This window comes from uncultured Kushneria sp., assembly GCF_947497025.1.
GTDB lineage: Bacteria > Pseudomonadota > Gammaproteobacteria > Pseudomonadales > Halomonadaceae > Kushneria.
In genome coordinates, this window is the sequence record NZ_CANMFC010000003.1 from 62,053 (window position 1) to 84,324 (window position 22,272).

Below are 22,272 nucleotides of genomic sequence, written 5' to 3' on the forward strand. Positions count from 1 at the left end.
CCCGGCATGCGTCATCTTGATCTTCAGGTCATTCAGCAGGCTCGTGAATGGGCCAGCACCCATTCCACGCTCTGGCTGTGTACCGTTTTGGGCACCTACGGTTCCTCACCCCGTGCGCCCGGCTCGATGCTGGTGGCCACCCACGAAGGCGAGCATGTTGGCTCGCTGTCCGGTGGCTGCGTCGAAGAAGCCTTTATCGAAAGCCTGCAGGATGGTGCTTTTTCACAACCGGCTACCATCGTGCGCTACGGCGAAAGTCAGGAAGAGAGCCAGCGGCTTCAACTGCCCTGCGGCGGCGTGCTGGAAGTGCTCATCGAGCGTCTTGAGGTCACCGATGAACTGAAGGTACACCTTGAAGTGCTGGAGGCCACGCTTTTGGGCCGCAAGCGCCTGATTCGCCGGGTAGACCCGCAAACCGGACGCTACCGGGTCGTACTCGATGAGTCACCCAACGGGCCGAGTGTTTCCCGCGATGAACAAGGGCTGGTGCAGATTCGCGTCGGGCCAGCCCTGCGTCTGATTTTGGCCGGCATTTCGCCGGTGGCTGGTTTCTGCGCCCAGTTTGCCCGCGCGTTGGGCTATGAGGTGATCGTCTGTGATCCGCGTGACGACGTGCGACGTGATTTCATCGCCGCCGGTCACGCTGAGGGCGTTGAAGTGCAGGCCGTGCTGCCGGCCCTGTTCATTGCCTCGGGCGCCTGTCACGAGGCCACGGCGGTCGTGGCCCTGACCCATGACCCGCGCATCGATGACCCGGCCATGGTCGAGGCGGTCAAAACGCCGGCGTTTTATATCGGCGTGATGGGGTCCCGGAGAACCTCGCAAAAGCGCGCCGAGCGGCTCAAGCGTTCCGGTGGGCTGGATGATGATCAGATCGCACGTCTTCACATGCCGATCGGTATGGATCTTGGCAGCAAGGCACCGGCTGAAATCGCCCTGTCCGTGGTCGCTGATGTCATGCGCGTGTTCAACGGCAAGGCGGGCGAGACGCATATCGCCGCCGCACCGGTTGCCACTGCGGTCTGATGGCACCCTCTCGACACAACCCCTCACAGGACGCGCCCGACGTGTTGGGCCTGATTCTGGCCGCGGGTCACAGCCGCCGCTTTGGCAGCGACAAGCGTCTGGCGGCGCTTGGCGGGCAGACGCTGCTGGCCGCCACGACAGCGAGGCTGGCACCGCATGTATCGTCCATTGTCGTCATGTTGCGTCATGGCGAACACGCCAAAGCCTTCGGGTTGCCGGAAGAAACACACATTCTGCAGGCGCCTTCGTCACCCATCGGCATGGGGACAAGTCTGGCTGCCGCGGTTTCCGCACTGCTGGCCTCGTCTGATTCCCGCCATCAACGGTGCGAGGCGCTGGCGCTCATGCTGGGGGATATGCCCGCGGTGCGTGCCGAGACCCTTCAGGCACTAGCAGAGCAGGCCCGCCACGACATGATTGTACGGCCGTATCATCAGGGCCGCGCAGGCCACCCAGTGATCTTTGGACGGGCGTACTGGCCGGCGCTGACCGAGCTTGAGGGTGATGAGGGGGCTCGGGAACTGTTGAGGCGGTATCCGTCGCATGTCGTGATGCTGGACGTGAACGACCCGGGTATCCTCACCGATATCGATACGCCCGATGACCTGCCTTCCCTTCAATGATTTGAGATCCCATGGCTCGAGTTGCGCTTTTTGCCGATGTACAAAACATCTATTACACCGCCCGCGAAACCTTTGGCTGTCAGGTCAACTACGCCGCACTCTGGCGCCACGCCGTGGGGGAGGATACGGTCGTGGCTGCCCATGCCTATGCCATTGAACGCCATGACCCGCGCCAGCAGCAGTTTCAGCATGCCCTGCGTGATATCGGCTTTAACGTGCGTCTCAAGCCCTTCATTCAGCGCCGCGATGGTAGCGCCAAGGGCGACTGGGATGTGGGCATCACGCTGGATGTTTTCGAGACCGCGCAGGGCGTTGATCGGGTCGTGCTGATGTCCGGGGACGGCGATTTTTCCGAACTGCTCACGCGCGTGCGACAGCGATTTGGCGTCAGGACCGACGTTTACGGCGTCCAGGCACTGACCGCCCAGGCGTTGATACAGGCAGCCGACCATTTTGTGCCCATTGACGGAGCACTCTTACAGAAGACCCGACGCTGAGCCGGAGCCGTTCGTTTTATTTCACGCTGTAGTGATGGCCCGCCAGACAGGCAGCCAGCGCCCGTCGATAGGTGCCGACCTGCACTCTGGAGGGGGGCTCCAGCGTGTTGGTGGGATTGAAGCCGCTTTGATCAATGGCCCAGCGATGACACAGGCCGTGGTCCTGCTGCTGCTGGCGAAACGTTTGGTTATTGATCGGATAGGCGATGACGTCAAACATGTCGACACCGGCCATCTGGATCTCGCGTGGCGCGGGTACCGGTGTGTAGCGCGCGTCACTGCCGGACGCCAGAAACCAGGTATCGCGCGCGAGATAGTAGCGCTGATCCCCGACCCAGACCGGCCGGGCATCGTCGGGCAGCCCGGCACGTTCGGCAGCAGACGGCGCCGCCTGAGCCCATGGGGCCACCAGAAACAGGGCGGGCAGCAGTGCGCGGGTCAGACAGTGAGGCAGGGCAAGGGGCTTGACCATGAAGGGGCTCCATGACATGTGGAGGCACCGCAGCAGGTGCCCTTTGAGGTTATGCCAGGGTATACGACAGGAGCACGCAGCGCCATGACCCGTTATCTATCAGCATCGCGCGTTCGCGCCATAACGCTTGCCGCTCAGGGGTTCGGGGCTGACCGCGATGGCCCTGAGCCGGGCAGTCGGACAATCCTGAGCCTTGTGCGAAGGCTTGGACTTTTGCAGATCGACAGCGTCAATGTGCTGTGTCGGGCCCACTACATGCCGCTTTATTCGCGGCTGGGACCCTATGATCGAGGCTGGCTCGAGCACTTCAATCAGGGCCCGGCATCGAGGCGCCGGCTTTTTGAATACTGGGGGCACGAAGCCTCGCTGATCCCTCTGGAAGACTATCCGCTCTATCGATTTCGCATGCAGCGCGCCCGGGAGGGCGGTGGCGGGCTTTACAGGCGACTTGCGCGCTTTTCCCGGGAACATCCTGCGTTCATCGATCAGGCGCTCGAGGAAATTCGCCATCGCGGGGCACTGGCGGCGTCCGATCTGACCGATGGCGGGCGCGGGCAGGGCAGCTGGTGGGGCTGGAGCCACGGCAAGTCAGCGCTTGAGTATCTCTTCTGGAGCGGTCAGGTGCTGGTGTCCCATCGGCGCGGCAATTTCGAACGGGTCTATGATCTACCCGAGCGCGTGGTCGGGCGCGACGCCGTCGAGGCGCCGATGCTGTCACCGGAACAGGCCCAGCGTGCGCTGGTCGCGCGGGCGGCCAGGGCCATGGGGGTAGCCAGTGCCCGCGATATGCAGCGTTATTTTCGCCTTGATGGCCGCGAGACGCGAGCGCGTATCAATGAACTGGTCGACACCGGTGAGCTGGTGCCCGTTGAGGTGGAGGGCTGGTCGATGCCGGCCTGGCAGCATGTCAAGGCGGGGGCCAGCCGCCGGGCGAGTGAAGCGAGCGCACTGTTGTCACCCTTTGATCCGCTGATGTGGGACCGCGAGCGTGCCGTCCGGTTGTTTGGTTTTCACTATCGCATCGAGATCTATACGCCGTCACATCTGCGTCAGTATGGCTACTACGTGCTGCCCTTCATGCTGGCCGGGCAGATGGTCGCCCGGGTCGATCTCAAGGCCGAGCGCATCTCTGGTGTGCTACAGGTGATGGCAGCCCACCCGGAAACTGACGTGGCCGTGGAGACACTGGCCCCGGCGCTGTTTGAGGAGCTTGCCCGGCTGGCGCGCTTTCTGGAGCTTTCACGGGTGCAGATGATGGGGAGCGGTCTTCTTGATAGGGCCCTTGAGGCGATGCATGCCGAGGTCTGAAAGGATCGATCGCCGGGACTGTTGCAAGTGCCTCGTCAGGCGTATGGTAAATGTCATACAACCTTACCCCGTGACCACCACCGAACAAGACCATGTCCTCTGATCCATTAGCGGGCGCCACCCCCGCCGGTACCAATCTTCGCATCATCGCCATTGTCAGCTCGACCTTCGTCAGCATGCTCTGTATCGGCATGACGCTGACGGTGCTGCCGCCCTGGATGTACGGCCCGCTGGGCTTTGATGCCGTCACGGTCGGCGCCGTCATCAGTCTGCAGTTTGTGGCGACCCTGCTGTCGCGTCCCTTCTCCAGTCAGATGGCCGACCGGCTGGGTGCCAAACGCGTGGTGCTGCTGGGTATGACAGGCTGCGTACTCAACGGGGCGCTGATCCTGATGGCAGCGCTGAGTGTTCAGTGGCCGCTTGCGAGTCTGGTCTTTCTGATCGTGAGCCGGCTGATGCTGGGCATCTCTCAGGGCATGATCGGGACAGGATCGCTGAGCTGGGGGATCGGGCTGGTCGGGCCGGCGCTGATGAGCAAGGTGATCTCCTGGAACGGTATTGCCGGATTTGGCGCACTGGCCATCGGTGCCCCGCTGGGCGCCGTGCTGTCACAGGGTTTCGGCGTGATCAGCGTGGGAATTTTTATCATGTTGATCGGAGCGCTGGCACTGGCGCTGGCCTGGCGGCGACCGGCCTCACCGATTGTCAGCGGCAAGCGGGTGCCGTTTGCACGCGTTTTTCGGGTCATGGCGCCCTATGGTGGCGCGCTGGCTCTGAGTTCGGTCGGTTACGGCGTGATTGCCACCTTTATTACGCTTTATTACGCCGAGCAGCATTGGGCGCATGCGGCCTGGGGGCTCAGTGCCTTCGGGATGGCCTTTATCACGGCGCGCGTGCTGTTTGCCGGCGCCATCCATCGCTTTGGCGGCTACCGTGTAACGCTGGTGTGTTTTACGGTCGAACTGGCAGGCCTTCTGGCCCTCTGGCAGGCCAGCCATCCGGCTGTTGCCCTGCTGGGGGCTGTACTGGCAGGGCTTGGCGTGTCACTGATCTATCCGGCGCTGGGCGTGGTGGCGGTGGCCAAGATCGCGGCGACCAGCCGCAGCGCCGCGCTGGGTGCCTACTCGGTCTTTCTGGATGCGGCCGTGGGCCTGACCGGGCCGCTGGCGGGCTTTATCGCCAACCGGGCCGGTTACTCGGCCATTTTTCTGGTGGCGGCGCTTTGTAGCCTGGCAGGCTTCGGGCTCTGCGCTGTGCTCTATACCATTTCGATCAGACGGCGTGCGCGCGCCGAGCGTCTCGCTCGTGAAGACAGCAGGGATGTTGTCCAACAAAAGGCATGAAGGACATGCCATACGCGCTTTAATAGTTATTAAGCAATACAATTTAATTTTTAATTGCCAGCTACTATTATTGGCGATTTGTTACGTATGAAAATGGCCATTATGGTCTGACCTATCGGCTTACCGGAGTAGACAATGAGCGAGAACGATCCCCAGCAGCCCCGCGAGATCGATGAAGAGACGATCCGCCTGGCGGGTGAAATTTTTGATGCTGCCCGGGCCGGCAAGGCCGAGCTGTTTGGTGACTGGCTTGCCCATGGTCTGCCCCCCAATCTCTGCAATCACAAGGGCGACAGCCTTTTGATGCTGGCCAGCTATCACGGCCAGTTCGAGACCGTCAAGGTACTGCTCGAGCATGGCGCCGATCCCGAAATGCGCAATGACAACGGGCAGAACCCGCTGGCCGGCGCCGCGTTTAAAAACGATCTGGCCATGGTCAAACTGCTGATGGAAAACGGCGCCGACGTCAACGGCTCTGCTCCGGACGGCAAGACGGCGCTCATGTTCGCGGCGATGTTTGATAACGCTGAAATCGTTGAATACCTGCTGGCACAGGGCGCTGACCCGCAGCGACGTGAGAGCCGTGGCATGACGGCCGGGCAGCTGGCCGTTGGCATGGGTGCCGAGAAAACCCCGGCACTACTGGGTGAAACCCGCGCCGATTGAGCGTCTGATTCGGAGTGCTGTCTGTAAAGTATCCCGCCATGCGCGTACAATCGCCCGCCAAACGTTATCATTCACGCCCGAGCCGGTTTTCCGGCTCGGGCGCCTTTTCGGATATTTCCCTTGCTCTCTACTGCCAATATCACCATGCAGTTTGGCCCGAAGCCGCTGTTTGAAAACGTCTCGGTCAAATTTGGCAACGGCCATCGCTATGGTCTGATCGGCGCCAACGGCTGTGGTAAATCGACCTTCATGAAAATTCTGGGGGGCGATCTGGAGCCTTCCGGAGGGCAGGTCATGAAGGATGCAACTACACGGCTGGGCAAGCTGCGCCAGGATCAGTTTGCCTTCGAGAGCGAGCGGGTCATCGACACCGTCATCATGGGCCATGAAGAGCTCTGGCACGTGGCGGCCGAGCGCGAGCGCATCTACTCCCAGGCCGAGATGTCCGAGGAAGATGGCATGAAGGTTGCCGATCTTGAAGTGCGCTATGCCGAACTCGACGGTTATACCGCTGAAGCTCGCGCCGGTGAGCTCCTGCAGGGGCTGGGCATTCATGATGATCAGCATCAGGATCTGATGAGCACCGTGGCACCCGGCTGGAAACTGCGTGTGCTGCTGGCGCAGGCACTGTTTGCCGACCCGGACGTGCTGCTGCTCGATGAGCCGACCAACCATCTGGATATCAATACCATCCGCTGGCTGGAAGACATCCTCAAGGCGCGGCGCGCGACGATGATCATCATTTCGCACGACCGCCACTTCCTGAACAGTGTCTGCACGCACATGGCGGATCTGGACTACGGCGAGCTGCGCCTGTTTCCGGGCAATTACGACGAGTACATGATTGCCGCCACTCAGGCGCGCGAACGTCTGCATGCCGATAACGCCAAGAAAAAGGCCGAGATTGCCGAGCTGCAGCAGTTCGTCAGCCGCTTTTCGGCCAACGCCTCCAAGGCCAAGCAGGCGACCTCGCGCCAGCGCAAGATCGACAAGATTCAGCTCGAGGAGGTCAAGCCCTCCTCGCGCGTCAGTCCCTTTATCCGCTTTGAGCAGAACAAAAAGATTCATCGCCAGGCACTGACGGTGGAAAACATCAGCAAGGCCTGGGGCGACAATGTCCTGTTCAAGCGCTTCGGCCTGCAGATCGAGGCCGGCGAGCGCGTTGCCATTATCGGTCCCAACGGCATCGGCAAGACCACACTGCTCAACTGCCTGACCGGTGACATGGCCGTGGACAGCGGCGAGGTGAAGTGGACCGATGCCGCGGAGGTTGGTTATTTCGCCCAGGATCATGCCGCGGATTTTGAAGGCGGTGAGACGCTCTTTGACTGGATGGGGCAGTGGACCACCCAGGGCGAGCAGCAGGTGCGCTCGGCGCTCGGGCGCATGCTCTTTTCCAATGACGATATTGGCAAGTCGGTGCGGGTGATTTCCGGTGGTGAGCAGGGCCGCATGCTCTTTGGCAAGCTGGCACTGCAAAAACCCAATGTGCTGGTGATGGATGAGCCCACCAACCACCTGGACATGGAATCGATCGAGGCGCTCAACCTGGCGCTGGAGAACTATCCCGGCACGCTGATCTTCGTCAGCCACGATCGTGAGTTCGTCAGCTCGCTCGCCACGCGGATTATCGAAATGAAGGATGACGGTATCGTCGACTTCAGCGGCAGTTACGAAGACTACCTGCGCAGTCAGGGGATCTACGGCTAAGACGCGATCGATACAGTAAAGCCCCGCTATTGGCGGGGCTTTTGGGTTCTGTAGGGAGGCGCTTTTTGATTCTGGAAAAAGGCCATCACGGCCTGAGCGGTTTGTCCCAGCCTTCCAGCGTGGCATCACTCCAGCTGCCGTAGGTCGCATTGGGTAGCACGATCCAGTCGTTGCCAAAGCGCTCGGCATTGTCCTCCACCGCCTGATATTCGTCGTTGAGTGACTTTTTGGCAAAATCTTCCGAGAAGTCATGCAGGGTATCGCCCAGTTGCATGACGACCTGATGGTCCTTCTCGACGCTGGCGCGTCGTTGCTGCTTGGGCGGACCCAGTAGCAGGACATGCTCCTTGTCGACCTGTGGCAGGCCCAATGCCTTCAGCGTTTCCATGGTGTAGGAGTGGTTTTCTTCCAGACGGTCAGAGATGTAGTAGATCGCCACGTCATGATCGCTGGCGTAGTCCAGAAACGCCTTTGCCCCCGGAATCAGGGTAGGCTGGCCCTGCTTCTCCCAGTCTCCCCAGGTATCCCAGCTGGTGTAGTCATGACAGGCCTTGAAATCACGTACCAGCAGGGCGCTGTTGTCGATCACGGTCTCATCCAGATCGGTAATGATGGCAAGGCTTTTGCCTTCATGAGCCCTGTCCAGAATATCCTTGAGCCGGTAGGTGGCCAGTGCCCAGGACTGGCGCTGCAGGGCGCGAATTTCTGCCGATTGCTGCTGATAGCGAAGCCCCATCGCATAGGCCGCGATCGGGCAGTCCGCGAGCGCCTTTGCAGGCGTGGCCGGCTCGCCGGCCTGTGCCGTCGCCGACAGAGTGATACAGGCGGCCACCAGAGCAGAGACAGGCCAATACGGATCATTTAGACGTTTCATGAACACCCCTGGGTTGTTGTGGTTTTAAATAACGTCAGCAACGACGTTATTTTATTTTGAACGCTCATACAATAAAAATGCAGGCGCTGAGTCTTCATAAAAACCACTGGACGTTAAGCATTTTTATGCTGTGATGACCTTTTTTGATGATCACCTTCTGGTTGCACTCGATCATCCCGGGTTACGCAATGGATGTTTTTTAATAACGCAGTGCCCGGGGTTTCATAACCAGTGTTAGCGCATCGCGCGATCCAGAAGATGGTGGTTGGGCTGAGCGTTTGAGCGCTGTAATGGCATGTAACCATGCCAGGCAGTCAGCGCGCCTGATCCGGCCCTCGATGCCCGTCATGCCGGGAACTATTCGGCAGTATTTAAAGCCCAAGGGCTATCATGCCAACCAGGAGGGCACATCATGAGCAAGCACGGCAGTGAGCAGTTTGAAAAGTTCAAGAGTGGCATCAAGACACAGGTGGCTGTGGCGACCAACAGTGATCGCCTCTATGAGGACGCGGAAAAACAGCGTCTGATGGTACGCCTGATGGAAACAAAGGGGCTGACGCAGGATGAGGCGGAAAAGGAAGCCGCCCGACAGCTTCGTAACGAATAATAGCCGCCGAGGAAGCGGCGACATGATCGATATGGATCGTGACTGACACCCCGCTCATCATGCTCGGCGCCTTCATGGCGCCGGGCTTCACTTATTCGGTTGCCGTGATCAACGTACCCACCAGAGCCTTGAGTCTATCCAGATAGCTGCCATTCGAGGGCGGGGAAGGGTCAGAGGTCAATACGATGGTCATGTCGCGCCCCGGCACCACAAACAGTACCTGCCCGCCGTAACCCCAGCCGTAATGCACCGGCTCGCCTTCAATCTCACTGTGAAACCAGCCATAGCCATAATCATCACCGTTATAAAACGAGTGGGTGCGCGGCTGCCAGGACGCGCTGATCCAGGTCTCCGGTATCACCTGCCGGCCGCGATAGCGCCCATGGGTGCGATACATCTCTCCAAATGCCAGCAGTGCCTGCGGCGTCAGACCCATCTCGTTGCCGCCGAAGTAGATGCCCTGTGGGTCTTGTGTCCAGGGGGGAATATTGATGCCCAGCGGTGCGCCCAGCCAGTCACGCATCAAGGCAAGCGTCGAGCGACCGGTGGTATGCGTCAGTGCAGCAGAGAGTAGATGGGTATTGCCGGTGGAGTAGAGCATCTGTCCGCCAGGCGTATCCACAAAAGGACGTGAGAGCGCATTGCGCACCCAGTTGTTGCTGGCCACCCAGGCGCCGTAGTGCTGTCCCGAGGTTCGTTCAAGGCCCGCCTGCATCGACAGCAGCTGCCCCACGGTAATCTCACGTATTCGCGGGTCGGCATTATCGGGAATCTGGTCGGGCGCCAGAAGCTCGACCACGGGCTGATCGACGCTTTTGAACACATCCCGCTCAATGGCAGCGCCCACCAGCGCTGACATCAGCGTTTTGGACAGCGACTTGATATTAGCCGTCTGATCAGTGCGGTATCCACGATAGCCCTGGTCGATGACGACGTCGCCATCGATGGCCACCATCAGGGTATGGGTGCGGGCCAGGTCGCTGGCCTGTTCGGCAACGCGCGACAACGTACGCTTACCGTCATCACTGGGAACGGCGCTGGCCGGACAGGAGACGAGGCTCAGTGCGAGCGCCAGGTAGCAGGCCCTGGTGCAGCCGGATATTCCACGATATTTCATACGCAGGCCCTGGAAGCAGTGGCGAATTCCTGATGATTATTGTGGTGTATTAGGGCAGTGCCTGCTCCACCATAAGCCTGGCCCCAGCTGAGCCTGGCCTCAGGGGCCAGATAAATCATTGGTCGAAAGAAGCTGGCATGTCCATCCTGTAAGGTACTTTTCAAAGGGGGGCGAAAGCTTATGAAACGACCCAACATACTGATATTGATGGCTGATCAGGTAAACGGCACCCTGTTCGAGGATGGGCCGGCCGACTTTCTGCATATGCCCCATCTAAAGGCACTGGCACAGCGCAGTGTGCGGTTTAAAAATGCCTACACGCCCAGCTATCTCTGTGCGCCGGGAAGGGCAGCCTTCATGTCCGGTCAGCTTCCCTCGCGCACGGGCGTGTATGACAATGCTGCCGAATTTCCTTCCAGCGTCCCGACCTGGGCGCATCACCTCCGGCGCGCCGGCTACCAGACCTGCCTGTCCGGCAAGATGCACTTTGTGGGTCCCGATCAGCTGCATGGGTTTGAAAGTCGGCTGACCACCGATGTCTATCCGCCCGATTTCGGCTGGACACCGGACTATCGCCGGCCCGGCGAGCGCATCGACTGGTGGTATCACAACCTGGGCTCGGTGACCGGGGCAGGCGTGGCCGAAATCTCCAATCAGATGGAGTATGACGACGAGGTTGCCTTTCATGCCGAGCAGAAGCTTTTTGATCTCTCGCGTGGCCATGACGAACGCCCCTGGGCGATGTGTGTAAGCTTCACGCATCCGCACGATCCTTACGTGGCCCGGCGCAAATTCTGGGATCTCTACAATGACTGTGAGCATCTGGAGCCGAAGCTGGCCGAGGTGCCCTACGCGCAGCAGGATCCGCATTCCCAGCGTCTTTATGAAGCCAACGACTACACCAAATTTGATATCCAGCCGGAGAACGTACGGCGCGCACGTCAGGGCTATTTCGCCAACCTGTCGTATGTGGATGACAAGGTCGGCGGCATTCTGGATGTGCTCAAGCGTACCCGGATGGATGAGAACACCATCGTCATGTTTGTTTCCGACCACGGCGACATGCTGGGCGAGCGCGGCCTTTGGTTCAAGATGAGCCCGTTTGAAGGCTCCTCGCGCGTGCCGCTGATGATCAGTGCGCCGGGTGTTGAGCCCAGGGTCGTGGAGACGCCGGTGTCGGCCATTGATGTCAATCCCACCGTGGCTGATCTTGTTGGTGTGGATCTCAGTGCCATTGCCCCCTGGACCGACGGAGAGTCGCTGGTACCGCTGATGAAAGGCGGCACGCGTGATACGCCGGTCTATATGGAATATGCCGCCGAAGGCACCTATGCGCCGCTGGTGACCATTCGCGAAGGGAAATGGAAGTTCAACCATTGCGAGATCGATCCGCCGCAGCTTTTCAATCTGGAAGATGACCCGGACGAGCAGCACAATCTGGCGGAAAATCCCGAATACAATTCGGTGCTCACCGAATTTACCCGCAAGGTGAAGGATCGCTGGGACATGGCCCGATTCGATGCTGATGTACGCGAAAGTCAGGCACGGCGGCTGATTGTCTATGAAGCCCTGCGTAACGGTCACTACTTCCCGTGGGATCACCAGCCGCTACAGGTGGCTTCCGAGCGTTACATGCGTAACCACATGGACCTTAATATTCTGGAGGAGTCGCAGCGCTTCCCCCGCGGCGAATAGCAAAAACCCTTTAGTGGACAGGCCCTCGCATGGTTGAACATGCGGGGGCCTTTTTTTGCTCCGGTGCCTGGGTACTGAAGGCGGGCAGCGGGTCATGCATCAGCTGTATGAATGGGGCATCAGGAGGTTTCATGGCAGGATTTTGCCGGGCGCGTACCCTCAAGGGCTGGATCAGCAGCGAGGGGGCGCGCCATGCAGGCATTCTGGACCGGGCTGGGGCTTGGGCTGTCATTGATCATGGCGATCGGTGCCCAGAATGCGTTTGTGCTGCGTCAGGGCATCCGCGGCGAGCATCTCTTTATGGTATGTCTGACCTGCGCGCTCTGCGATGCGCTGCTGTTGACGTTCGGGGTTCATGGCGCTGTGATCCTGTCAGGGCGTTTTCCGAACCTTGATGTCATCATGCGCCTTGCCGGCGCGCTTTTTTTAATGCTCTACGGTGCCCGAAGCCTGATTGGGGCTTTTCGCGGCGGTCAGGCGCTGGCGCCGGCGGGTCAGATACCCGTCTCAAAAGGGAAAACGCTGGCGGTATGTCTGGCACTGACCTGGTTCAATCCGCATGCCTATCTGGATACGGTAGTGCTGGTGGGGGCGGTATCGGCCCAGCAGACATCAAAAAACGCCTTTCTGGCGGGCGCCATCGTTGCCTCCTTCACCTTCTTTTTTGGACTGGGATACGCCGCAGTGCGCCTGCGTCGGATTTTAGCCAAACCGCAGGCCTGGCAGATGCTTGATGGGGCGATGGCGCTTTTGCTGTGGAGCGTGGCGGTGTCACTGGTGTGGCCCATGGCGTTTGAATGAGGAGTCGATGTCATCAAAAAAGCCCTCAATTGGCGTCTGCCCGACTATGGTTGAATATCGCTCATCTTGCGGGTGAATAACCCTCGGTGGTATTCACACCGTCGCCACGGCATATTGCGTGACGAAAACGCTGTTATGCAGCACTTGTTGATTAAGGAATGATCATGTCTTTACCCATGCCTCCCTACCGCGCCGACACGGTTGGCAGTCTGCTGCGCAGCGATAACATCAAGACCGCCCGGGAGCAGCTGGCTCAGGGCACCATTGACCAGGCGGCGCTCAAGGCCGTTGAAGATGAGGAAATTACACGGCTGGTCAAAAAGCAGGAGTCTCTGGGGCTCAAGGCCGTCACCGATGGCGAACTGCGACGAGCCTGGTGGCATTTTGATTTTCTTGAACACCTGACAGGCGTTGAAGGGTTCGAATCCGAGCAGGGCATCCAGTTTCAGGGTCGCCAAACCCCCTCCCATGGCGTGCGCGTGGTGGATCGTGTCGGGTTCAACCCGGATCATCCGATGCTTGAGCATTTTCGTTATCTCAATGCGCAGACAACCGGTTCTGTCGCCAAGATGACGATTCCAAGCCCCAGCGTGCTGCATTTTCGCGGCGCCGGTCAGGTCGATCGCAGTGTCTATCCTGAATGGGGCAGCTACTTCAACGATCTGGCCGATACCTGGCGTGAAGCCATTGCCGCCTTTTATGCGGCGGGTTGTCGCTACCTGCAGCTCGATGACACGGTCTGGGCCTATCTCTGTTCCGACAGCGAAATTGAAGCGGCACGTGAGCGCGGCATCGAATCGCCCGAGAACCTTCAGTACGTTTATGCCGACGTGCTCAATCGGGCACTGGAGGGTCGTCCGGCCGACATGCACATCAGCCTGCACGTTTGCCGCGGCAACTTTCGTTCGACCTGGATCAGCGAAGGTGGCTATGAACCGGTCGCCAAAACGCTTTTGGGCAGCGTCAATGTCGATGCCTTCTTTCTGGAGTACGACACGGACCGGGCCGGTGACTTTAGACCGCTGCGCTTTTTGCCGCGGGGTACTCGGCAGGTCGTGCTGGGTCTGGTCACCACCAAGACCGGGGAGCTTGAATCCGCCGAGCAGATTCAGGCGCGTTTGAACGAGGCCTGTGAATACGTGCCGATGGATCAGATCTGTCTGAGTCCGCAGTGCGGCTTTGCCTCGACTCATGAAGGCAACAATCTCACCGAGGAGCAGCAGTGGGAGAAACTGGATTTAATCGTTAATCTTGCCGAGGAGCTCTGGGGCTACTGACCAGGGCCCCGAGCCGCATATCAACGCCTGACCGGTTTCCGGTCAGGCGTTTTTTGTGGGCTTTTTCATCGTGAGGGCTGCAGGCGTGGGCGTGGGCCGTTATCGTTGGCGCATGTTTTCCCACAGGAAGGTGTCTCCCTTGGTACGACCAAACGGCGCGAGCGGCGCCTCACGCTATCAGGCGTCATTGCTGGAAGGCCCGGTTCTGGGCTCCCTTTTAAAACTGTCTGTCCCCATTGTGCTGGCCAATATCCTGCAGTCCGGCTATCAGCTCATCGATGCCTTCTGGGTCGGGCGATTGGGCGGACACGCGGTGGCCGCCGTCTCGGTCAGTTTTCCGGTGACCTTTTTGCTGATTGCGCTGGGTTCCGGGTTCAGCATGGCCGGTTCAACGCTGGTGGCGCAGCACATGGGTGCAGGCAATCATCACCGGGTCAACCAGGTGGCGGGACAGACCATTTTACTGGTGGTGGTCACGTCGCTGGTGCTCTCCGTGATTGGCATATTGCTGGCGCCGGGACTTCTGGGGCTTTTGGGGGTCGAAGAGGCGGTGTATGACGCGGCGCTGGTCTTTTTGCGCATTTCGATGGCGGCGATGGTCTTTACCTTCGGATTTTCCATGTTCCAGGCGCTGATGCGTGGGGTCGGCGAGGTGCGTCTGCCGCTGTATATCGTGACCGGCACGGTACTTTTGAATGTGGTGCTGGACCCACTGTTCATCTTCGGTTTCAACCTGGGCGTGGGCGGTGCGGCGCTGGCCACGCTGGTCACCCAGGCGCTGGCGCTGGGAACCGGGTTATGGCTGCTGGTTCGCGGGCGGCATGGCATCGTGCTCAAGGGCCATGATCTGCGCCCTGATCCGGTCTTCATTCGCCGTGCGCTGTCGCTGGGGCTGCCGGCGTCGGTCGAGCTCTCGGCCCGGGCGCTGGGCATGAACGTGATGGTTTTTCTGGTGACGGGCTTTGGCACCGTTACCATCGCCGCCTATGGTGTGGGCACCAATATCATGGCCTTTGTGATCATTCCGGCGCTGGGGCTTTCCATGTCCACGGCAGCGCTGGTAGGGCAGAACATCGGTGCCGGACAGATCGAGCGCGCCGGGCGGATTGCACGCCTGTCTGCCCTGATCGCGCTGGTGTCCCTGAGCGTCATCGGTCTTGTGGTCTTTACGTTCGCCCGCCAACTGGTGGCCTTTTTCGTGCCGGGAGATGAGGCCATTATCGAGGCAGGCAGCCATTTTCTGCACATCACATCGCTGACGTTCGGATTTATCGGTGCCCAGATGGCGCTGACCGGTGTCTTCCGAGCGGCAGGACATACCGTGGTGGCAATGCTGCTGGCGCTGGTATCACAGTGGGTATTGCAGTTCCCGCTGGCCTTTATTCTTTCTCGCGATACCGTCATGGGCGTGGATGGCATCTGGTGGGCCTTTCCGGTCACCAATATGATCACGGCATTGATCGCGCTGATTCTTTTCATGCGAGGCGACTGGCAGAAAGGGCGTCTGGCCGAACGGGAAGACCCGCTGACCGCGCAGGTCTCCGGCGAGATGATCAGCAAGGGCCATGGCTCGACCTCATGAGGACATGCCTTTAAACAGCACTTGCGGTTTTCGGACAGTACATCCCATAAAAGAGGAGAGCGATACATGGCAGACAGTGATCGGTTTGATGCAGCAATGGCGCAGCTGGATGCACTTCACGCTGAAGACCCGCGGATGGAGACGGTCGACGGTGAAGAGGTGCCCTATGAGCTCTTGTATGCCCAGCGCATGAGTGAGTGGCTTGAAAGGCTCAGGCCTGATGCCAGCGAGATGCTGCAGCTGGCGGTGCGGGCCCAGCACCTGAAACGCTGGGAAGTGCCGCGTGATAGCTACCCGATGGACCGCCCCGGCTATCATGCCTGGCGTACCGGTCTCAAGATACGGCAGGCCGATATGGCCGCGGAAGTTTTGCGTCAGTCAGGCTATGACGAGGCGGATTGCACGCGGGTAGCGGCACTGGTGAGAAAGGAAGATCTGACAAACGACGAGGAAACGCGTGCGCTTGAGGATGCGGCTTGCCTGGTCTTTTTGCAGGACTATTACGCGCCTTTTGCCGCCGAACATGACGATGACAAGGTCATTGGCATTCTGCGCAAGACCCTGCGCAAGATGTCTCCCGACGGTCACCGACTGGCAGAAGAGATTCCGCTGGAAGGCCGCGCCAGGGTGCTGCTTGAAAGGGCAGTGACCATGGAGACGTCCTGAAGCCAGGGCATGATGAAGTGCCGACTCTTGTGACATGAAAAACCCCGCCAGGTGGCAGGGTTTTTTCACGAGTCAGGAGAGAATCAGAATTCAGCCCACTCTTCGACATCGTGGCGCTGTACGCTGGATCGTTTGAGCTCGGTGCGGGCCGGTGCTGACGGCGCCCTGTCCGGCCGTGTGGGCGAGGAGGGCGTCGCACTGACGGGTCTGGCGCTTGCTGTCGAGGCACTGACAGCGGCACCCGAGTCGACCCTGAAAAACGAGATCTCCTGCTGAAGCTCGGCGGCGCGGGTGCGCAGGGCACGGCTGGCGATGCTCGACTCTTCTACCAGCGCGGCGTTTTGCTGGGTGACAGCGTCCATCTGGGAAACCGCCACATTGACCTGATCGATACCCGTGGCCTGCTCGCGGCTGGCCACGGCGATTTCACTGACCAGATCGGTCACGCGTTTTACGCTCGAGACGATCTCGGTCAGCGTCTGGCCCGAGCGATTGACCAGCTCGGCACCGGTATCCACGCGTTTGACACTTTCTTCTACCAGCTGCTTGATCTCACGAGCGGCGTTGGCGCTGCGTCCGGCGAGATTTCGCACTTCATTGGCCACTACCGCGAAACCACGGCCCTGTTCACCGGCGCGGGCGGCTTCTACCGAAGCATTGAGGGCCAGTAGATTGGTCTGAAAGGCGATCTCATCGATCAGGGTGACAATGGTGGCGATCTTGTGACTCGAAGCGCTGATCTCACCCATGGCAGAGACGGCATTTTGTACCACGTTGCCTCCTGTCTGAGCCTGCTGGCTGACGTCACGGACCAGTCGGTCGGCCTGAGCGGCATTATCGGCGTTGTGGCGCACCGTGGTAGTGATCTCCTCCATCGAGGCGGCAGTCTCTTCAAGGCTTGCTGCCTGCTCCTGGGTGCGGCGGTTGAGATCTTCATTTCCGCGGTTAATGTTTTGCGCGGCGTCATTGACGGCGACGGCATTGTGACCGACCGAGCGGATGACCTCCGCCATCCTGTGCTGCATGGCGGTCAGCGCGCGCAACATATCGCCGAACTCATCCCTGCAGCTAATGTCGGTCTCGACGGCAAGGTTGCCCTGCGCCAGCTCATTGGCGAAATGCCTTGCCTTGCTCAGCGGCGCCATGATGCCGCGTACCAGCCAGACAGAGAGCGCCAGTGCCAGTGCGATAGCCATTGCAATTACACCGAGTGCGGTGTTCTTGAGGGCGTGATAGGCCGTATCACTTTGCTGATAATGAAGGCCGGCATTGGTCACTTCATGCTCAAGCAACGCATCGATACCCGGAGTGACCACCTTGTAGTCCTGACGAATGGCAGATTCATTGAAGGCTTCTGCGGCGTCAAAATCGCCGGTGGCCATGATGTCCATCATGTTTTGCAAATTGGACTGCAACGTCGCAACGGATTGCTGTAACTGCAACGCCTGCTGGCGCTCGCTGGCATCCGTGATGACGCCAAGATAGGCGGCCATGGCAGCATTGGTGATTGCATCATTCCGGGCCATTTCAGCCTTTGTGGTCAGGGCCGCTGCGGCATCGCGGTCGCGCTGCTCGGCCACCATCTTGACGCGGTTGTTCAGTAACGCTGTGCGTACTGTTCCCAGCTTTTCGATGGCCGTCACGTTGTATTTATAGGTGGCTTCCAGTGCCTGTTGAGACTTGTGCGCGCTATAAATGCCCAGCGCGCCCACCACTACCAACAGCACGATACATACCGCCAGACTACCCGACAGTCTGAGTCTGACGCTCTTTTTGGGGTTCAGCATTCTATGCTTCCTCGAAAGAATGATTCACGCCGCTTTTGATTGCTCATCAGTGACGGGTAGCGAAGGTCGTGACGCTACGCACGGTTTACAGGATCACCAGTATTCTTGTGAGCCTATATCGACCGCTTCGTTTTTTACTCGAGTATTACGAAGCCTGGCGAGGCGATAAACGTGCATTATTTAAATCTCGTTTAGGGGAGATGGCGTCTTCTGTGCTGCCGTCTTGAAGACATAAAGTTTCCCGGTTTTGCGCCGATGATGAGTACCTGGCTGATCATTCATGGCATAAGGCCATATCCATGCGATGTGAAGGTGTCGCGTGAATTCAGGGCCCGATACGGGTGGAGAAACCGGGATGGCGTACTCCCTGAAGTGGTGTTTACTGGCACTGCTTTTGCTGTTGTCATTGACCGCAAGGGCGGGGGGGAACGCTGCAGGTTACGCAGGCGGGCAGCGGTGTGCTCCTTGATCACACAGTGATCGAAATCGACGTTCCGGAGTTTGAAAGGCCTGCCGGGCTGCAGGATCATTACGAAATCATCCAGCGTCAGGCACAGTTCGCACCGCTGGTGACCGTGATTCCTGCCGGGGCCAGTGTCAGCTTTCCCAATCAGGATACGACCCGCCATCAGGTCTTCTCCTTCTCACCCCCAAAAGTGTTCAGCCTTGATCTCTATCTCCGGGAAACGCCGCCACCGGTTCGTTTCGAGGTGCCCGGTGTTGAAGTACTGGGCTGTAACATTCATGACCCGATGCAGGCCTTCATTGTGATCAGTGAGGCACCATTTTTTGCCATGACCGACAGCAGTGGCCGGATCAGCTGCCGCCGGGACGCTATCCGATGCGGATATGGCACCCGCGTCTTGAAGATACCCATCAGCAGTGGTGGGAAGGCGAGATTGATACCCGGCTCGAAACTCACGTGGCGCTGACGCTGGAAGCCACGCCGACGCCTCCGGCTGTGCCTTCTCTTTTGCAGCAGCGCTTTCAGCACGGACTTTCGCGCCAGGAGCATCCGTAATGTCCTTTCGACGCCGGCTTTTGCTGGTCATGCTGGCGGTGCTGGTGGTAGCACAGCTGGGAACGGCCGTGGCCACGCTCGACACCATTCGTCGCGATGTCCTGCACAAGGGCAGTCGCGAAATTAATGTGGCCCTGGATGTCACCCGACAGCTTCTGATCGAGAGAGGTCACCATCTGCGCGATAACGTGGCGGTGCTGGCCTCCGATTTCGGTTTCAGGGCCGCAGTGGCCACTCAGGATACCAATACCCTGAACAGTGTGCTGCTCAACCACGGAGAGCGTGCCGGCGCCGACATGGTGCTGCTGGCCGATCCCGAGGGCCGTATTCTGGCCGGCAGTCATCAGGCCGTAGGCTCCGAGATGCCTTTTAAGGCGCTGTGGCAAAAGGCCGGCAATCATGAGAGTGCCGTGGGCGTTGTTCTCTAGGAGGGCGTGCCCTATCAGATGGTCCTGATGCCGGTGCGTGCGCCGGGGCTGATTGGGTGGGTAGGCATGGGCTTCATGCTGAATGACCAGCTGGCGCGCGAGCTTGGCGCGCTGACGCGCCTATCGGTCAGTTTCCTGGTGGATGAGCCCGGGCGTAACGACACGCGGCCGACCTTTGTGGTCGGCGCCCTCCAGCCTGCGTCCGTGTCGGTTCTCAACGCTTTTCGAGATGCGCTGATGCAAGGGCGTTTTATCGATCACAGCGACATGGAGGAAATGACGGATACGCTGGCCCGGGCCATGCAATTACAAGGTGACGATTCCGGCCGCACTTGGGTCATCATTCAGCATGACCGCGGTGATCTGCTGGCCGTTTACCATGCTCTGAGCTGGCAGCTGCTGTGTATCTTCGCCGTCATGCTGATGCTGACCGCCATTGTGGCGGCAGTGATTGCTCGCAGCATGACCCGTCCTCTGCTGCGGCTGGTGACCTCGGCACGTCGCATTGGTCGCGGTGAGCGTTTGTCGGCGCTGGCTCATGGGCGCCATCGCGAAATTGGTCTGCTGGCCGATACCCTGATGGGGATGCAGGCCGATATCGATCAGCGTGAACAGAGCCTGTTGTATCAGGCCCGTCATGACCGGCTGACCGGACTTTCCAATCGCGACAGCGCCCAGCAGGATATTGCCGATACCCTCGAACAGGGCATGCCTTTTACACTGCTGCGACTTTCCATTGTGGGTTTTCGCCAGATCAACGACACCTTTGGCTACACCGTGGGCGATGAAGTGCTGCGCATGCTGGCGCAACGCCTCGAGAAGCTTTCGCTGCCGTGCCAGCGGACCTATCGGCTGAGCGGCGACGAGTTTTTGCTGATGTTGCCGGGAGAGGGCATCGCACCGCAGGGCATTATCACACTGCACGAGCACCTGTCCCGCCCCGTTGAGCATGAGCACTCGCCGATCGCATTGACGCTTATCGTCGGTGAGGTCAGCTACCCGGAGCACGGCGAGAGCGCGGGTCTCTTGCTGCGCTGCGCTGAAATCGCCATGGACCGTGCCCGCCATGGGCATATCCGCCACGTGCGCTATGAAATGGGGCAGGACGAGCAGCACCAGCGTCGACTGGCGCTGGCCCGTGATCTGGGTACGGCCGTCGAGCAGGATCAGCTCATCATGGTGTATCAGCCCAAGATCGTGGCGGCCAGCGGCGAGATCATGGGATTTGAAGCCCTGATGCGCTGGCGTCATCCGAGCTTCGGGTTTGTGCCGCCGGATGAATTTATTGCGCTGGCCGAGCAGTCGGGTCGGATGACGCAGCTGACCCAGTGGATGCTGCGCACGGTTTGCCGCCAGATTGATTTGTGGGCACAGCAGGGGGTATCGCTGTGTGTGGCAGTCAACCTGTCGGCCCATGATGTCATGGATACCACCTTGCCCGAGCGCATTCATTTGCTGCTGCAGGATTATCAGCTTGGCCCTGAACGGCTGCGACTCGAGGTGACGGAGAGCGCGCTGATTCAGGATCCCGCCCTGGCCCAGGGCAATCTGATCGCACTGCGCAATGCCGGTCTGCATATTGCGGTAGATGATTATGGCACCGGCTATTCATCGCTTTCCCAGCTCAAACGCCTCCCGGTGCAGGAGCTCAAGATCGACAAGTCCTTCATCCTGAAGCTCGATCACGATTCGGAAGATCGCATTATTGTGCGCTCCACCATTGAGCTGGCTCACAGCCTGGGGCTGAGCGTGGTGGCAGAGGGTGTCGAAACCGAGGCCTCGCGAATACTGCTGATGACCCTGGGATGCGATGTGTTGCAGGGCTATCTCATTTCACGGCCGCTGCCATCCGATCAGGTGAACGACTGGATCACACAGTATCGCGAAGGTGATAGCACGACCCGGAGCGCGCGGGGATGAAGTTCTATCAAATAGCGATACTGCTGCTGACAGGGGGCTGCGGGTTACTGGTTGAAGACCAGGCCCGGGCCGGTAGCCGCCTGCCGGGCACCGGCGGTGTCATGCAGATCGAAGGGGCCAGCGGTGGTGGTCTTTCTCCCTGGGGCGTGCTGGCAGGTACCGCCAGTGACAGCGAAGTGGGAGTAACGCTGGGGGCCACGCGCGCCGATGTGGACGACTACCATCTGATGGTCAGCGGCGTGGCCGCCAACCTTTATGATCGCGTCGAGCTTTCCCTTGCCCATCAGCGCCTGGCGCTGGATACCATTGGCGGGCATCAGGCTCAGGACATTTACGGGGCCAAGCTGCGCTTGTTTGGCGATGTGCTCTATCGACCCTGGGGCGTCTGGAGTCTGGGTATCCAGCACAAGCAGCTGGTTGAGGGCCAGACGCTGGCCCGTGCCGTGGGTGCGCGCGATACACAGGGCAACGATGTCTATCTGGCCGGCAGCAAGCTTTTTTTCGATGCCCTGGCCGGGCGCAATCTGCTGGTCAATACCACGCTGCGTTCAACCAGGGCCAATCAGGGCGGCCTTTTGGGGTTTGGCGGCGACCGGCATGATCACCGCAAGCTGATGATCGAAACCTCGGTCGGGATTTTTCTGAATCCGGACTGGATCGTGGGCGTCGAGTATCGCCAGAAACCGGATAACCTGGACTTTGCCGGCGAGGATGACTGGCGCGATCTCTATGTCGCGTGGCTGTTCAACAGGCACGTGTCGCTGACCGGGGCCTTGCTGGATCTGGGCAGTATTGCAGGCCTTGAGCAACAGCGTGGCGGTTATCTCTCCCTTCAGCTGTCGCTGTAATCCG

The 22,272-nt window shown here is 59.7% G+C and carries 21 protein-coding genes; 17 read left to right on the forward strand and 4 right to left on the reverse strand.

Annotated elements, in window-relative coordinates; all coding sequences use genetic code 11:
* Positions 1–6: 6 nt before the first annotated feature.
* The 3 genes from Q0931_RS06060 to Q0931_RS06070 are packed head-to-tail and all read left to right on the forward strand — an operon-like array spanning position 7 to position 2,146.
* A complete protein-coding gene (locus Q0931_RS06060; RefSeq protein ID WP_299258295.1) occupies positions 7–1,026 on the forward strand; it encodes an XdhC family protein in 1,020 nt (339 codons plus the stop codon).
* 41 nt (positions 1,027–1,067) lie between these two features.
* Complete coding sequence (locus tag Q0931_RS06065; RefSeq protein ID WP_299258297.1) at positions 1,068–1,649, forward strand: nucleotidyltransferase family protein; 582 nt, start codon at positions 1,068–1,070, stop codon at positions 1,647–1,649.
* Between the two features lie 11 nt (positions 1,650–1,660).
* Positions 1,661–2,146 (forward strand): NYN domain-containing protein, encoded by a 486-nt coding sequence (locus Q0931_RS06070; RefSeq protein ID WP_299258298.1) that lies wholly within the window; start codon positions 1,661–1,663, stop codon positions 2,144–2,146.
* Positions 2,147–2,162: 16 nt separating this feature from the next.
* On the opposite strand, the gene Q0931_RS06075 is transcribed toward Q0931_RS06070, so the two are convergent.
* The gene (locus tag Q0931_RS06075; protein ID WP_299258300.1) at positions 2,163–2,618 is read right to left on the reverse strand and encodes a hypothetical protein; all 456 of its coding nucleotides are present in this window, start codon (positions 2,616–2,618) and stop codon (positions 2,163–2,165) included.
* An 84-nt stretch (positions 2,619–2,702) separates the two neighbouring features.
* On the opposite strand from Q0931_RS06075, the gene Q0931_RS06080 reads away from it, so the two are divergent.
* The 4 genes from Q0931_RS06080 to Q0931_RS06095 all read left to right on the forward strand — a co-directional run bounded on the left by Q0931_RS06080 (position 2,703) and on the right by Q0931_RS06095 (position 7,645).
* The gene (locus tag Q0931_RS06080) at positions 2,703–3,926 is read left to right on the forward strand and encodes a crosslink repair DNA glycosylase YcaQ family protein (RefSeq protein WP_299258302.1); all 1,224 of its coding nucleotides are present in this window, start codon (positions 2,703–2,705) and stop codon (positions 3,924–3,926) included.
* 92 nt (positions 3,927–4,018) lie between these two features.
* Positions 4,019–5,269, forward strand: coding sequence for an MFS transporter (locus tag Q0931_RS06085; RefSeq protein ID WP_299258304.1), 1,251 nt, complete (start codon positions 4,019–4,021; stop codon positions 5,267–5,269).
* Between the two features lie 135 nt (positions 5,270–5,404).
* The gene (locus Q0931_RS06090) at positions 5,405–5,935 is read left to right on the forward strand and encodes an ankyrin repeat domain-containing protein (RefSeq protein WP_299258306.1); all 531 of its coding nucleotides are present in this window, start codon (positions 5,405–5,407) and stop codon (positions 5,933–5,935) included.
* 120 nt (positions 5,936–6,055) lie between these two features.
* Positions 6,056–7,645, forward strand: coding sequence for an ABC-F family ATPase (locus Q0931_RS06095; RefSeq protein WP_299258308.1), 1,590 nt, complete (start codon positions 6,056–6,058; stop codon positions 7,643–7,645).
* A gap of 85 nt (positions 7,646–7,730) precedes the next feature.
* Here the strand turns inward: Q0931_RS06095 and Q0931_RS06100 are convergent, their stop codons facing one another.
* Positions 7,731–8,519, reverse strand: coding sequence for a 5'-nucleotidase, lipoprotein e(P4) family (locus Q0931_RS06100; protein WP_299258310.1), 789 nt, complete (start codon positions 8,517–8,519; stop codon positions 7,731–7,733).
* Positions 8,520–8,931: 412 nt separating this feature from the next.
* Between Q0931_RS06100 and Q0931_RS06105 the strand changes: the two genes are divergently transcribed.
* Positions 8,932–9,126, forward strand: a complete 195-nt coding sequence (locus Q0931_RS06105; RefSeq protein ID WP_299258312.1) for a hypothetical protein — start codon at positions 8,932–8,934, stop codon at positions 9,124–9,126.
* A gap of 91 nt (positions 9,127–9,217) precedes the next feature.
* Here Q0931_RS06105 and Q0931_RS06110 read toward each other — a convergent pair whose 3' ends face one another.
* Positions 9,218–10,243, reverse strand: a complete 1,026-nt coding sequence (locus Q0931_RS06110; protein ID WP_299258314.1) for a serine hydrolase — start codon at positions 10,241–10,243, stop codon at positions 9,218–9,220.
* Positions 10,244–10,423: 180 nt separating this feature from the next.
* Between Q0931_RS06110 and betC the strand changes: the two genes are divergently transcribed.
* The 5 genes from betC to Q0931_RS06135 all read left to right on the forward strand — a co-directional run bounded on the left by betC (position 10,424) and on the right by Q0931_RS06135 (position 16,264).
* On the forward strand, positions 10,424–11,938 hold the full coding sequence (gene betC, locus Q0931_RS06115; protein WP_299258316.1) for a choline-sulfatase: 1,515 nt from the start codon (positions 10,424–10,426) through the stop codon (positions 11,936–11,938).
* 192 nt (positions 11,939–12,130) lie between these two features.
* Positions 12,131–12,739 carry a LysE/ArgO family amino acid transporter gene (locus Q0931_RS06120; RefSeq protein WP_299258318.1) on the forward strand — a complete coding sequence of 203 codons (609 nt, stop codon included), beginning with the start codon at positions 12,131–12,133 and terminating at the stop codon, positions 12,737–12,739.
* A gap of 164 nt (positions 12,740–12,903) precedes the next feature.
* Positions 12,904–14,016, forward strand: a complete 1,113-nt coding sequence (locus tag Q0931_RS06125) for a cobalamin-independent methionine synthase II family protein (RefSeq protein ID WP_299258320.1) — start codon at positions 12,904–12,906, stop codon at positions 14,014–14,016.
* Between the two features lie 139 nt (positions 14,017–14,155).
* A complete protein-coding gene (locus Q0931_RS06130) occupies positions 14,156–15,598 on the forward strand; it encodes an MATE family efflux transporter (protein WP_299258322.1) in 1,443 nt (480 codons plus the stop codon).
* 66 nt (positions 15,599–15,664) lie between these two features.
* Positions 15,665–16,264, forward strand: coding sequence for a DUF4202 domain-containing protein (locus tag Q0931_RS06135; RefSeq protein WP_299258324.1), 600 nt, complete (start codon positions 15,665–15,667; stop codon positions 16,262–16,264).
* An 83-nt stretch (positions 16,265–16,347) separates the two neighbouring features.
* Here the strand turns inward: Q0931_RS06135 and Q0931_RS06140 are convergent, their stop codons facing one another.
* Positions 16,348–18,051, reverse strand: coding sequence for a methyl-accepting chemotaxis protein (locus Q0931_RS06140; RefSeq protein ID WP_299258326.1), 1,704 nt, complete (start codon positions 18,049–18,051; stop codon positions 16,348–16,350).
* A gap of 841 nt (positions 18,052–18,892) precedes the next feature.
* Between Q0931_RS06140 and Q0931_RS06145 the strand changes: the two genes are divergently transcribed.
* Genes Q0931_RS06145 through Q0931_RS06160 form a run of 4 tightly spaced genes read left to right on the forward strand, consistent with a single transcriptional unit; the run spans position 18,893 to position 22,268 of the window.
* Positions 18,893–19,072: a hypothetical protein gene (locus Q0931_RS06145; protein ID WP_299258328.1), complete on the forward strand. Its 180-nt coding sequence runs from the start codon at positions 18,893–18,895 to the stop codon at positions 19,070–19,072.
* Positions 19,072–19,500, forward strand: coding sequence for a cache domain-containing protein (locus Q0931_RS06150; RefSeq protein ID WP_299258330.1), 429 nt, complete (start codon positions 19,072–19,074; stop codon positions 19,498–19,500). Before Q0931_RS06145 ends, Q0931_RS06150 begins: the two co-directional genes overlap by 1 nt.
* Positions 19,501–19,506: 6 nt before the next feature.
* Positions 19,507–21,420: a bifunctional diguanylate cyclase/phosphodiesterase gene (locus Q0931_RS06155; RefSeq protein ID WP_299258332.1), complete on the forward strand. Its 1,914-nt coding sequence runs from the start codon at positions 19,507–19,509 to the stop codon at positions 21,418–21,420.
* Positions 21,417–22,268, forward strand: a complete 852-nt coding sequence (locus Q0931_RS06160) for a DUF3034 family protein (RefSeq protein ID WP_299258334.1) — start codon at positions 21,417–21,419, stop codon at positions 22,266–22,268. The genes Q0931_RS06155 and Q0931_RS06160 overlap by 4 nt, the downstream gene beginning before the upstream one ends.
* The last annotated feature ends 4 nt before the right edge of the window (positions 22,269–22,272 follow it).